We start from the raw sequence: 13,239 nt of genomic DNA, 5'->3' as shown, positions 1-13,239 counted from the left end.
ATAATACTTATGATTCAAGTGTATGTGAAATTTGCACATACATATCTTCACGGGAATATCCCTGAACGGGACCCTAGGCTCAGGAGGCCCGAAGGCCTTTGACCTGGCCCAAAGTCCGCCAGAATTTAGTCCCGTAGGCTCTGATCAGTAGATGCCGCCCTGCTCCTCGGCGAAGTTGTCGGCAACGCCCTGGGCAGCTTCCGCCGCCGTAGCCCGCGCCTTGCGCGCGCCATCGATCTCGGCAATCAGCGCATCGCGCCGCTTGGTGAACTCGTCCTCGGCGGTGTACTGGCGCGGTTCGGTGTCGGGCTTGAAGGCTTCCCAGATGACCGAGGCCTTGGGTTCGTCCGACGGCTCCACGCCCATCACCTGCTTGCCGGTCACACGGTCGATGCGCACCATGCGCACGCCCGGCGGCGCGACGAAGGGCTGGTCGCTCCAGCGCTCGCGCGTGGCCTCGATCACGTCCTTGAAGATCGGCGCGGCGATCCGCCCGCCCTGGGCATAGCCTCCCAGCGAGCGCGGATTGTCGTAGCCGAGGTAGACGCCGCCCACGTAGTCCTGCGAGCCGCCCATGAACCACACGTCGGTCGGGCCGTTGGTGGTGCCGGTCTTGCCGAAGAGCGGCAGGTTCAGGCTGCGCAGACGCACCGCGGTACCGCGCGTGACAACACCTTCGAGCATGTGGATGGTCTGGTAGGCGGTGTCCGCGTTCATCACCTGCTTGCCGCGGCGCGCGATGCGCGGCATCGGCTTGCCGTCCCATTCGGCCATGTTGCAGCCATCGCAGTTGCGCTTGTCGGCCTTCCAGATGACCTTGCCACTGCGATCCTGCACGTAGTCGATGACCGAGGCGTCATACTGCACGCCGTTGTTGGCGAGCGCGGAATAGGCGTTGGCCATGCGCGCCACGGTCGTCTCGCCTGCGCCAAGCGCGAAGGAGAGGTACGGCTTGTACTCGCCGATCCCCATGGTCTTGAAGGTCTTGACTACCTTGCTCATGCCGATGTCGTTGGCGATGCGCACAGTCATCAGGTTGCGCGACTGTTCGAGGCCCCAGCGCATGGTACGCGAACCCGCGCCGCCTTCGTTGCCGAAGTTGCGGAAGCACTTCTGCCCAAGATTGCCGCCCTGGTAGACGCAGAAGGTGCCGTCGAGCACCTGTGTCGCGGGCGTCATGCCGTTGTCGAGCCCGGTCGCATAGACGAAGGGCTTGATCGTCGAGCCGGGCTGGCGCTCGGCCTGGACCGCACGGTTGAACGAGCCCAGACCGGAATCGAAGCCGCCCTGCAGGGCCAGCAGACGTCCCGAATAGGGCTGCTCCATGACCATGCCACCCGAAACCTCGGGGACGGTGCGCACCGCGTAAGTCCCGGCCGAAACCGGTGCAGCGGCGAGGAAATCTCCGACCTTGGCGCGGTCCGGGACATTGGTGAGCGCGGCGATGTCGCCATCGGAAAAGCCGATGCGCCCTTCCCCGTTCGCGGCATCGAGCACGACGCCCACGCGCCAGTTCTGGTAATCGATGGTCTTGTTCGAGACGATGAGCTGGGTCTGCCAGTTCTCCATGTCGTTGATGTGCGCGATCGGACCGGCCCAACCACGCTGCCCATGGTAGTTCAGGAGGCCCTTGCGCAATGCGGCGCGGACCGCGCCCTGCAGTTCGGGATCGAGCGAGGTGCGCACCCACAGGCCGCCCGCATAGACGCTGTTGGGGCCGTCCTCGGCCTTTTCGCCGTAGCGGTCGATCAGGCGGCGGCGCACTTCCTCGATGAAATAGCCGTTGGCGGGATCGTAGTCGGGACCGCGCTGCGTGACGAGGCCCAGCGGCTGCGCCTTGGCCTCGGCCGCCTCGGTGGCACTCACCCACTCGTTGCGCACCATCTGGTCAAGCACCCAGTTGCGACGTTCAAGCGCGCGGGCTTCGTGCTTCTTGCGCCCGTAGACTTCGGGCGCGCGCGGCAGAATCGCGAGAAAAGCGGCTTCGTTCAGCGTCAGCTCGTCCACGTCCTTGTCGAAATAGGCGCGTGCGGCAGCCTGGACACCGAACGAGCGACGGCCAAGCGGGATCTCGTTGAGATAGAGCTCGAGGATCTGCTCCTTCGAAAGCACGCCCTCGATGCGGTAGGCGAGCACCATCTCCTTGAGCTTGCGGGTCACCGAATATTCGTCCCCGATCAGGATGTTCTTGGCGACCTGCTGGGTGATCGTCGAGCCGCCCTTGGCGCGCTCGCCCGAGCCGTACTTGGAGACATAGTCGACCACGGCGCCTGCAAAGCCGCCGATATCGACGCCGCCGTGCGACCAGAACGTGCGGTCCTCGGCCGAGAGAAACGCGTTGACCAGTGGGCGCGGCAGGTCGACATAGCGCAGCTGCACGCGGCGTTCGCGCGCATAGCTATAGGCAATGTCGCCATTGATATCGCGCACCATGGTGGGCAGTGGCGGCTGGTAGGCAAGCAGCGACTTGGCATCGGGCATGTCGCGCATGAGCACGACCCACAGTCCGATCAGACCGATGATCCCGGCCACACACAGGTACACAAATCCGCGCAGGATCCGGCTTGATCGCCAGATCCGTGCGATTCGACCCTGACCGCGTTCGCGGCGGGGGCTGGTGCTTGCGTCTTCCGGCGTATCCTGGGCCGCGCCGGGGCCGGTGTCAGAGCTCGTGTCGGTCATCGTGCAAGCCCTCTAGCACGCCCTTTTTGCGCAAGGCCAGCAGGAGATCGGGCAAGTCGCGGATAACACGGCGAAGCGAGACACCCATCGAGGCCGCCGCAAGCGACAGGACCGACCTCCCCGGTGCTTACTGGAAATCCGCGCGCCGCGCGAAATAGCGCCGGATCGCGCGCGCCGCTGCGCCTGCAACCACGCCCTGCCCCGCGCGCGACTGGAGGAAAGCGGCATCCTTTGCATTGTTGATATATCCGGTCTCGAACAGGACCGAGGGCATGTCCGGCGCCTTCAGGACCGCCAGCGCGGCGGTTTCGACGTGACGACGGTGAAGACGCACGTCCGCATCGGAGAGTTCCTCGATCAGGAAGGAGGCAACTTGCGCGGAGGCCTCCTGGGCGCCGCGCTGCGACAGGTCAAGCAGGATCGCGCCCACGGCATCATTGGCGGCATCGAGGACGACACCGTTCACCCGGCGCGCGCTCGTGGCATCGCTCTCGGCATCGCTCGCCGCGAACCGGCGTGCGGCCTCGCTGCTCCCCTTTTCCGAAAGCACATAGGCGCTGGCACCGCGCGCAAGGTCGCTTTCCGCGCTGTCGGCATGGATCGAGAGGAAGAGGTCAGCCCCCAGGCGCCGGGCAATATCGGGGCGATCGGCAAGCGAAATGAAACGGTCGCCATCGCGCGTCAGCGCAACGCGGATATCACCGTGGGCAAGCAGGTCGGCGCGGATCGCGCGCGCGATCTGCAAGGCGATCTGCTTTTCCTTGACCCGGCCATGGCCCGCGCCCGGATCGAACCCGCCATGCCCGGCATCGATCACCACCAGTGGCTGGCGGGCATCGCGCGGCCCTTCGACCGCTGGCAGATCGGCTGGCTCACCGATCTCCGGCAGTTTCATGCGCACCACGTAATCGCGCCCACCACTCGCCTGTGCGAACGTGCGGTTGATCACGAAAACACAGGCAAGCAGCGCAAGCGGAGCCAGCAGCAGCAGGAATATCTGGACCAGACGCACCATAATCGGTGTCTCGTTAGGGCCTCGCCGCAAGCCCCGCAATCCTCTTGCGCGTGCCGGCACGGATCCCCCCGGAAGACGGCGCATTTCAGCAGGTGCGCGCCCCGCTGCGGCGATGTTCGATCCACTTCGGAAGACATGCCCCACCAAGCAACTTGCCGTGGCTTACGTGTAGTGCTAGGCAGTTCAAATCCGCGACTGTTCACCCCGGACAGGTTGGCAAGTTATCTTCCTGAAAGGGACTTGCAATCTGCCATCAGGGCCGACAGCCTGCGCGGAGAGAATTGAACCGGCCGCTTTCCGGCCCGGCTCCAACAGGTTGATGCGAGAGATGAGAAGCCAATTGCCGCCTTGCCAGCCCAAGCCCTTCGGGGCGGTGGCGGCGTGGCCGCAACTTTCGGCGTGTTGGGTTTCGCCACGCGAACTTCCGCTCGCAGACGCAATCGCTGCCGCACCGGCAGTGGAATTTGATACGACACTCGGAGCGATGGATTGCTCCGACCCCATCTACAATCCGGTCCGCTACGGAGCAGAGGCCTCCCGTCCTTACGGCGCCCTCCCGTTCTCCTGCGGCCTTCACGACAATCGACGCGCGCCACTGGCTGATCCGGCCGGAAGGCAGCGCGTCCGGAGACTTACCAATGGCAACGCGCATGCTCATCGATGCGCGCCACCCGGAAGAAACGCGGGTGGCGGTACTCAAGGGAAATCGCATTGAAGAGTTCGATTTCGAATCGACCGAACGCAAGCAGATAAAGGGTAACATCTACCTCGCGAAGGTGACGCGCGTGGAGCCTTCGCTCCAGGCCGCCTTCGTCGATTTCGGTGGCAACCGTCACGGCTTTCTTGCCTTCAGCGAAATCCACCCGGACTACTACCAGATCCCCAAGGAAGACCGCGACGCGCTCCTCGCCGAGGAAGCCGCCCACGCGGAGGAAGAAGCGGCCCTGCGCGCAAGCGAAGCGGACGATGAGGACGAGGACGAAGAGAACGACACCGACGGCGAAGACTTCGACGACGGCGGCCTGACCGAGGTCGACACCTCCGAAAAGGACGATGTTGCCACGATCGAGGACGGCAACGTCGAGCGGGGCTTCGAGGACGGCGAAGACGGCGAAGACGACAACCATGGCCGCTCGCGCCGTGGCCGTGGTCGCGGCCGCCGCCAGGGCAAGGCCCGCTCGAAGGAAGCCGAAGAGCTGCGTTCGAAGCGCCTTGCGCTGCGTCGCCGTTACAAGATCCAGGACGTCATCCACCGCCGTCAGGTCCTGCTCGTGCAGGTCGTCAAGGAAGAGCGTGGCAACAAGGGCGCAGCCCTTACCACCTATCTCAGCCTTGCCGGCCGCTACTGCGTGCTCATGCCCAATTCGAGCCACGGCGGCGGCATCAGCCGCAAGATCAATTCGGCCTCGGACCGCAAGCGCCTGAAGTCGATCATCGCCGAGATGAACCTGCCCCGCTCGATGGGCTGCATCGTGCGTACGGCCGGCCTCCAGCGCACCAAGACCGAGATCAAGCGCGACTTCGACTACCTCGCCCGTCTCTGGGACGAGCTGCGCGAAAAGACGCTGCACTCGGCCGCGCCCGCGCTGATCCACTCGGACAGCGACCTGGTGAAGCGCGCCATCCGCGACATCTACAACCGCGAGATCGAGGAAGTCGTCGTCGAGGGCGAGGAAGGCTACCGCGCGGCCAAGGACTTCATGAAGCTCCTGATGCCCAGCCACGCGCGCCGGGTTAAGCCCTATTCCGATCCCGTGCCGCTGTTCCAGCGCTACGGCGCGGAGGACCAGCTGACCGCAATGTACGACCCCGTCGTGCAGCTGAAGTCGGGTGGCTACATCGTCATCAACCCGACCGAGGCGCTGGTCTCGATCGACATCAACTCGGGCCGCGCCACCAAGGAGCACGGCATCGAGCAGACGGCTGTTGCCACCAACCTCGAAGCCGCCCGCGAGATCGCCCGCCAGCTGCGCCTGCGCGACATGGCCGGCCTCGTCGTGATCGACTTCATCGACATGGAATACGGCTCGAACGTCCGCAAGGTCGAGAAGGCCATGAAGGACGCGCTCAAGAACGACCGCGCCCGCATCCAGGTCGGCCGCATCTCGAGCTTCGGCCTCATGGAGATGAGCCGCCAGCGTCTGCGCACCGGCGTACTCGAGGCGACCACGCGTTCGTGCCCGCACTGCGACGGCACCGGCCTCGTGCGCACCGCCAGCTCGGCAGGCCTTTCGGCCCTGCGCCTGATCGAGGACGAAGCAGCCAAGGGCAAGGGCGTGATCGTCTCGCTCTTCGCCAGCACCGAAGCGGCTGTCTACATGCTCAACGCCAAGCGCGCCGACCTCGCCGACATCGAGGAACGCTACGGCGTGACCGTGGAAGTCATCCCCGAGGGTGAGAACGAGGGCGCCAAGATGCGCGTGGCCTCGTCCGGCCCGCGCAACGACTTCGTGCCGCGTTTCGACCCGATCGCAACCGAAGTCGAGGACGACGGCCTCTACGAGGACGAGGAAGACGAGGCCTTCGAGGCCGAGGAAGCCCGTTCGAACGACGAGGACGAAGGCGGTTCGCGTCGCAAGCGTCGCAAGCGTCGCCGCGGTCGCGGTGGTCGTGACCGCCGCGAGGACGGCCAGGACGCGGGCGAAGCCCAGGCTGACAGCGACGAGGACGACGAAGGCACCGAAACCAGCGGCGCCGAAGCCAGCGACACCGAAGCCAGCGACGGGCATGACGACGAAGCCGAGGCCCCGCGCAAGCGCCGTCGCCGTGGCGGTCGCCGCCGCCGCGGTCGCCGCAATGCCGAGGGCGAAGGCTTTGGCAGCGAAGGCGAGGAAAGCACCTCGGACGAGAGCCCCGAAGCTGAAGCCGAAGCGCCTTCCGAGCCTGCCGTGAGCGCGCCCGAACCGGCTCCGGAGCCCGAAGCCACGGTCGCCGCCGAAATGGCGCCCGAACCGGTCGAGGTTGCGGAAGCTCCGGCCGAGGAAGAACCCGCTCCCAAGCCGAAGCGCACGCGCACACGCCGCAAGAAGGTTGAGCCTGCCGCCGAAGAAGCCGCCGCCGAACCGGCTGCGGAAGCCCCAGCCGAGGCCCCGACTGCCGAACCGGAAGCTGAGGAAAAGCCCAAGCCCAAGCGCGCCCCGCGCCGCAAGAAGGCCGAGGCGGCAACCGAAGACGCGGCAGCCACGACCGAAGCGGCTGAGGAAAAGCCCAAGCCCAAGCGCGCTCCGCGCCGCAAGAAGGCCGAGGCGGCAACCGAAGACGCGGCAACCGCGGCCGAGGCGACCGACGAAAAGCCCAAGCCCAAGCGGGCCCCGCGCCGCAAGAAGGTTGAGCCCGTCGCAGAAGAGGTCGCCGCCGAGGCGGCCCCCGAAGCCGCGGCAACCAAGCCTGCCAGCGAGGAAACCGCGACCAAGGTTGAAGCCGAGGCCGAGGAAGCCCCCAAGGCCGAGGCTCCGCGCCGCGGTTGGTGGCAGCGCACGTTCGGCGAATAATCGCCGCGACCCCGCAAAAATCGAAAAAGGCTCCCCGCTCTTCGGAAACGGGGAGCCTTTTTTGCATGGGCCGTCGCAAACTGCGCCGGCCCCCTTGGCCAGGCAGACAGCCTCGAAGGGCGCTGCCGCTCGCCCGGGAAATACGGCCAGCACATCCCCCTAATCGGCATAATCATCGATTTTCTGCGACTTGCAGAGCACGACTGGCGCGACCGATCGCGGATCATGAAGGCGTCATTTCGCCGCCAGATTCAGCCGAACATGCGCAATTTGCATGTAAAAAAGCGGTGTTAGAGCGCCGGAATGCCCATCTGTTCACACTCCCCCCTTGCCCCGCGCGGCTGAATCGCTAGAGGGGAACCACCGAGGCGGTTATGCCGCAATGCAAGAAAACGGGGATTCGTTCATGGCGCAGTTCACCCTTCCGGCCAACAGCAAGATCAAGAAGCAGGGCAACGTCCACAAGGCTGAAGGTGCGACCCGCGTCAAGAAGTTCACCGTCTACCGCTACGACCCGGATTCCGGCGAGAACCCGCGCTACGACACCTTCGAGATCGACCTCGACAATTGCGGCCCGATGGTTCTCGACGCGCTCATCAAGATGAAGAGCGAGCAGGACCCCACCCTCACCTTCCGCCGTTCGTGCCGCGAAGGCATCTGTGGTTCGTGCGCCATGAACATGAATGGCGCCAACGGCCTTGCCTGCACGACCGCGATCGAGGATCTCAAGGGCAACATCCGCATCACTCCGCTGCCGCACATGGACGTGGTCAAGGACCTGGTCCCCGACTTCACGCACTTCTACGCGCAGTACGCGTCGATCCGCCCCTGGCTGCAGACTGTCTCGACCACGCCGTCGGGCAAGGAGCGCCTGCAGACCCCCGACCAGCGCGAGAAGCTCGATGGCCTCTACGAGTGCATCCTGTGCGCTTGCTGCTCGACCTCGTGCCCGAGCTACTGGTGGAACTCGGACAAGTTCCTGGGCCCGGCCATCCTGCTCCAGGCCTATCGCTGGCTGGCGGACAGCCGCGACGAAATGACCGGCGAGCGCCTCGACGAGCTGGAAGATCCCTTCCGCCTCTACCGCTGCCACACGATCATGAACTGCTCGAACGTGTGCCCCAAGGGCCTCTCGCCCGCACGCGCGATCGCCGAAATCAAGAAGATGCAGGCCGAACGCCAGATCTGATCGGCGTATCCCGGCGTTTCTTCGATGTCAGTCGTGATGCATTGCGCGCTCCCCGTCGGCGTTTTTCGCCTGCGTGATATACACCGGGAGCGCGCGGCATGACCGCCATGCTCGGTCGTTACGAGACCCTGGTCGCCACCGGGGAACTGCGCTCGGATCCCGAGCAGGCCGCCGTTGCCGAGCGCCTCGACCAGTTGCAGCGCGCCTTCTACAAGGCGCGCAATTCCACCGGCCTTTTCGGCAAGCTACTGGGCAAGAAGGCCCCCTCCCCGCGCGGCGTCTACATGTGGGGCGGCGTTGGGCGCGGCAAGTCGATGCTGATGGACCTGTTCCACCAGACGCTCGACATCACGGCCAAGCGCCGGGTTCACTTCCACGCCTTCATGCTCGAGGTGCACGCGCTCCTCAACGAAGAGCGCAAGAAGGAAAGTGGCGACCCGATCCCGCCTGTTGCCGCGACGATCGCGCGCAACGTGCAGTGCCTCGCCTTCGACGAGATGGTGGTCAACAACTCCGCCGACGCGATGATCATGAGCCGCCTGTTCACGCAGCTCATCGAACACGAGGGCGTCACGATCGTGACGACGTCGAATCGGGCACCGTCCGAACTCTACAAGGACGGCCTCAACCGCGAACACTTCCTGCCCTTCATCGACCTCATCGAGCAGGAGCTCGACGTCTACACGCTGAACGGGCCGACCGACTATCGCCTTCAGCGTCTTGGCGGCATGGCGACATGGCACACCCCCTTGGGCGAAGAGGCGACCGAACAGACCCGCGAGGCCTTCTACCGCCTGACCGACTATCCACCCGAGGATGCCGAGCATGTTCCCCCGGCGGATATCGATGTCGGCGGCGGACGGTTGCTCCATGTACCCAAGAGCCTCAAGGGCGTAGGGGTCTTCAGTTTCAAGCGCCTGTGCGCCGAAGCGCGGGGCGCTTCCGATTACCTGGCGATTGCGCGCGCCTACCACACGGTCATCGTCGTCGGCATCCCTCGCATGGGGCCGGATCGCCGCAACGAAGCGGCCCGTTTCGTAACCCTGATCGACGCTCTCTACGAAAACAAGGTCAAGCTCATCGCAGCCGCCGATGCCTCACCGGAAGAGCTCTACGAAGCCGGCACCGGTCGCTTCGAATTCGAACGGACGGTCAGCCGACTTAACGAAATGCAGAGCGCCGACTACCTTGCCAAAGGCCACGGCGAGGACTGAAAGCCCACCGATGGACCGGCACGGGGTCAGACCTCCCATCTTCGGCCGGGGCATCACCCTCCCACGTTTCGGGTCACTTGGGGCGTAAGCCAGACGTGATAGGCATGAGACGGGCGCTTGATGGCGCCGATGAGCTTGCCTTCCTGAATATACACCCTGGATCGGCCGCTACAACGGCCCCCTGGAGCAGTCAGGCACCCAGGCCCAAGAGTGTCCTTGCTAAGGAGCCGCTCCAAAGCGCCTATCCCCCACTTGCTCGCGCAGCACTGAACAGGAATGGTGAGGCCGCGATTTTGGGAATGGGCGGCAATCCGCGCGGCACCCAGACTCAGGAACCGTTGATCAGGACAGCCCTCGGCTCGAAACTTTGAACGGACAAGACTTCCTTCCACCGGATGAATACACCCATAGCTCCCAGCGATTGTACAAGGTCTTGTGAGGCCCGCATTTCCTGGGCGCACCACGCCAGCGTGGGCCGTTCCGATTGGCGGAGATGCCCCCACTCGGATTGCGCCGATCATCGACACGCGACTTACCGAGACCCTTGGGAAAATACGGCGATAGCCGAGTCATCTGCTCTTCCGTCAGCCAATGCAGGTCGCTCACACTCAGCCTCCTCGCGGAGCCTGAAGCAACCATGGCAAGCCAATCAACGAGTCCTGAGCCTCTCCATCAGCGCCTTATAGCCTTGGAGTTACAAGAGGCGTTTCCTGCCCATCTTCCGGCCTCGGACCGGGGATGCTTACATCCCAGGCCGCGAATACAAGTTGGCTAACAGCGACTCATGAGCCTTACCGTTAGCCACATAGGCTAACAAAAAGGAACTACTCCCACAGGCAGATGATGACCGACGGCCGCCTATTAGAAGCTATCCAAACCGCCCGCAGAAAACAAAATTTTCAGAAATCAGCAAATCGACAAATAAAAAGCCCCCTGGAAATCGCTTTTGACTTCCAGGGGGCTTCTTTTTTATGGGCCATGAAGAGCAATTAGCCAATCATGTCAGTCATCAATCAGTGACCGAACGAGCCCCACCAGTAACCAGTAAGCATTGTATTTCCCCATGTGAACCGTCGCTATTGCTGCGACAGACACAGGGTTAACCGTTAGCTAACTCAAACTCAAGACTTTTTTAACCATGGAGCTTCAGCTGCCCCGCCGCGATCATCAGTGCCAGGTCAGCGAAGGGCACAGGCCGGCCGATGTGGTAGCCTTGGACAATGTCACAGCCCTGCTGCTTGAGGATGTCGAGGCCGACTGCGGTCTCCACACCTTCTGCGACCACGGTGCGATCCAGCGAATGCGCCATTTCGATGATCGACTGCACGAGTACGAGATCATCCTTGTTGGTTTCCATGGAAGAAACAAACGAACGATCAATCTTGACCTCGCTCGCCGGGAGGTAGCGCAGATAGTCCAGGGTCGCATTGCCCGTTCCGAAGTCATCAATCGAGAGACGCAGCCCCGACTGCACGAGCCGCTGCAGCATCTGATAGGTTCGTGAACTGCGGTCCAGCTTGTCCGTCTCGGTGATCTCGAGGATCAGGCGGTCGGCGGGCAGGCCATGCAGCGCCAGGATATCCGAAATCATCGTCGGCAGAATGGGATTGCGCAGCAGTTGTGCCGAAATGTTGACCGACATCGAGATGTCGAGGCCTTCCCGCATCATCTCGACCCCGCAGCGTACGGCGTCGTCGACCACGAACCGTGTAATGCGCTCGATCCGATGAAATTCCTCGGCGATGCGAATGAACTTCTCGGGCGAGATCGGACCACGCTCGGGATGGGTCCAGCGCACGAGCGCTTCGGCACCGCAGATCCGGTTCGAGCGAAGGTCGAACTTGGGCTGGTAGGCGACCCAGACCTCACCGTTGTCGATCGCGCGATCAAGCGAGGTCAGCAGCGAGATTTCCCACTGCGCTTCATGCTTGCGACTGTCGTGCTGGTAGACCAGTTCGTCATTGCGAATGGCCTCTTCCGCCGACTGCATGGCTCCGGCCACTCGGGTCGACATGGTGCGATCAAACTCGGAATCGACGCCGCAGTTGAAAGAGAGGTCGATATCGAGACCACCGACCTGGATGCCGTTCTGGACGATACGATGAAGCCCCTCCAGATTTTCGAAGAGATCGAAGGCGTTGCGGATCGACGAGAGCCACATGAACATGCCCCCCTCGTGATAGACGGTCGCGGTATCGTCACTGATGCGAATGCGTCGGACGATCTCGCGGGCGACGTTGGCTTCCACATGCTCGGCAAAACTGCCGATGATCGCGCCATAGTTGCGGATCTTGAGTGCAACGAGGATCCGGTTGGACTTTTCGGACGAATTGCGGAGGGCCTGGACGCTCGGAAGGCCCGAACCCGCGTTGGTTTCGCTCGCGACTTCGACCCGATCAAGGCTGCGCATGCGCAGAACGGCAATGAGAGCGACCACGAAAGCCGGGGCCACTTCCATACTGACACGGACGTATTCGAGCATGAAGGGGATCGCGACGATAACCGCCAGCAAGGCCCCCGAGCGCTTCCAGTCAAGTACCCGGCCCCGGCCAGTCCCGGTCACAATGATCGCCACAACCACGATCAAGGGGATCAACCAACCTGCCCGGCGTGGCAATCCGCGCTGGAGAGTTTCGCCTGCCAGCGCTTGAATGTGCCCCCCGGAGGTAGTGCCTGGCTGTCCCGGCACCTTGTGGATGTCGTTGTAGCTGGGCGCAGAAGGAGCGACGATCACATCCTTGCCTCGAACTGCGTCCGCGAGAAAATCCCCACGGATGATATCGATGTAGCTGAATGAAGGGATCGTGTGGACATCAATCGACATATCTGGTGTGAAAAGCTCGTCCCCCCCCCCATTCACACCTGCAATCGCAGCTGCCATCGACGGAATTCGGCCTTCTGGACTGCCCGAGGCGTAGGGTATTTCGAAGCCGAGATTGAAAGGATGGTGCAAAGTCAGCAAAGACACCACTGTCGAGTACCGCGCATAGTCCCCCTTCGGGACATGGCCGGCATAGTTGCCAAACTGCTGCTCGCTGCTGGGCACCGCCCCACTGAACACCTTTCCAGGATGCGCCTTCAACTGCGTCACGAACGCAGCGCGGTCCGCGGGACTAGCCTGATCTGGCAGCAGTCGCCCAAAGAAGACGCGCTTCGCTCCCGCACCAAAGAGCGTTTCGAGCAAGCGCGCATCGTCCCCACGCGACACATCAAGACTACCCACAGCCCCCAGGGTTCGATCATCCATCAGGACTAGCACGGTCTGACCGTTGGAGGGATGCAACCGCAGCGGCACGCGCAGATTGCGCAAGACGTCCTCGATCGGCACGCTGAGGCCGCTCACACCGAGCGCAAGCCCGGTGAACGTGGCCCAGAACACGATCCGGAACCGGGCACTCTTCCAGTACTGGCGAAGCCGCGCGATCATGTCAGGCGAAGTCCCCATTCAGGCGCCCTGAGGCAACAGGTGCCCAAGCATAGCCCGCAGCCACGCCGCGTTCGCGCAAAGTCACCTCGGATTTGCAACCAAAATTCGTCATCTACGTACCATCTGTGACGTTTTGTCCGACCCTCTTAGGGGCAACATCCTAAGAATATGTGTAGTTAATCTTAACTTTGCCGCACACCTTTGCAGAAAGCCGGAAACAG

At 63.3% G+C, this 13,239-nt stretch carries 6 protein-coding genes and 1 pseudogene; 3 read left to right on the top strand and 4 right to left on the bottom strand.

All coding sequences use genetic code 11. The features are described 5' to 3' along the window. Positions 1-144: 144 nt before the first annotated feature. A complete protein-coding gene (locus HT578_RS00825; protein ID WP_213501563.1) occupies positions 145-2,682 on the bottom strand; it encodes a penicillin-binding protein 1A in 2,538 nt (845 codons plus the stop codon). 127 nt (positions 2,683-2,809) lie between these two features. Continuing rightward, positions 2,810-3,697, bottom strand: a complete 888-nt coding sequence (locus tag HT578_RS00820; RefSeq protein ID WP_213501561.1) for an N-acetylmuramoyl-L-alanine amidase family protein — start codon at positions 3,695-3,697, stop codon at positions 2,810-2,812. Positions 3,698-4,335: 638 nt separating this feature from the next. On the opposite strand from HT578_RS00820, the gene HT578_RS00815 reads away from it, so the two are divergent. From HT578_RS00815 to zapE, 3 genes are all read left to right on the top strand, one after another. Then, positions 4,336-7,188 (top strand): Rne/Rng family ribonuclease, encoded by a 2,853-nt coding sequence (locus HT578_RS00815; RefSeq protein WP_213501559.1) that lies wholly within the window; start codon positions 4,336-4,338, stop codon positions 7,186-7,188. Between the two features lie 406 nt (positions 7,189-7,594). Continuing rightward, complete coding sequence (locus tag HT578_RS00810; protein ID WP_039393979.1) at positions 7,595-8,377, top strand: succinate dehydrogenase iron-sulfur subunit; 783 nt, start codon at positions 7,595-7,597, stop codon at positions 8,375-8,377. 98 nt (positions 8,378-8,475) lie between these two features. Further along, complete coding sequence (gene zapE / locus HT578_RS00805) at positions 8,476-9,591, top strand: cell division protein ZapE (protein ID WP_213501557.1); 1,116 nt, start codon at positions 8,476-8,478, stop codon at positions 9,589-9,591. A gap of 405 nt (positions 9,592-9,996) precedes the next feature. On the opposite strand, the pseudogene HT578_RS22095 reads toward zapE, so the two are convergent. Beyond that, positions 9,997-10,197, bottom strand: a pseudogene (locus HT578_RS22095) (IS5 family transposase); the annotation flags it as partial. A 526-nt stretch (positions 10,198-10,723) separates the two neighbouring features. After that, the gene (locus HT578_RS00800; RefSeq protein ID WP_213501555.1) at positions 10,724-13,018 is read right to left on the bottom strand and encodes an EAL domain-containing protein; all 2,295 of its coding nucleotides are present in this window, start codon (positions 13,016-13,018) and stop codon (positions 10,724-10,726) included. Between the last annotated feature and the right edge of the window lie 221 nt (positions 13,019-13,239).

Source organism: Novosphingobium decolorationis (assembly GCF_018417475.1).
GTDB lineage: Bacteria > Pseudomonadota > Alphaproteobacteria > Sphingomonadales > Sphingomonadaceae > Novosphingobium > Novosphingobium decolorationis.
This window is presented reverse-complemented; position numbering and strand designations above follow the sequence as displayed.

Excerpts from the sequence above, each read along its gene's own strand:
- HT578_RS00810 (WP_039393979.1), top strand. The coding sequence starts at position 7,595 with ATGGCGCAGTTCACCCTTCCGGCCAACAGCAAGATCAAGAAGCAGGGC.
- HT578_RS00825 (WP_213501563.1), bottom strand. The coding sequence starts at position 2,682 with ATGACCGACACGAGCTCTGACACCGGCCCCGGCGCGGCCCAGGATACG.
- HT578_RS00815 (WP_213501559.1), top strand. The coding sequence starts at position 4,336 with ATGGCAACGCGCATGCTCATCGATGCGCGCCACCCGGAAGAAACGCGG.
- HT578_RS00820 (WP_213501561.1), bottom strand. The coding sequence starts at position 3,697 with ATGGTGCGTCTGGTCCAGATATTCCTGCTGCTGCTGGCTCCGCTTGCG.
- HT578_RS00800 (WP_213501555.1), bottom strand. The coding sequence starts at position 13,018 with ATGATCGCGCGGCTTCGCCAGTACTGGAAGAGTGCCCGGTTCCGGATC.
- zapE (WP_213501557.1), top strand. The coding sequence starts at position 8,476 with ATGACCGCCATGCTCGGTCGTTACGAGACCCTGGTCGCCACCGGGGAA.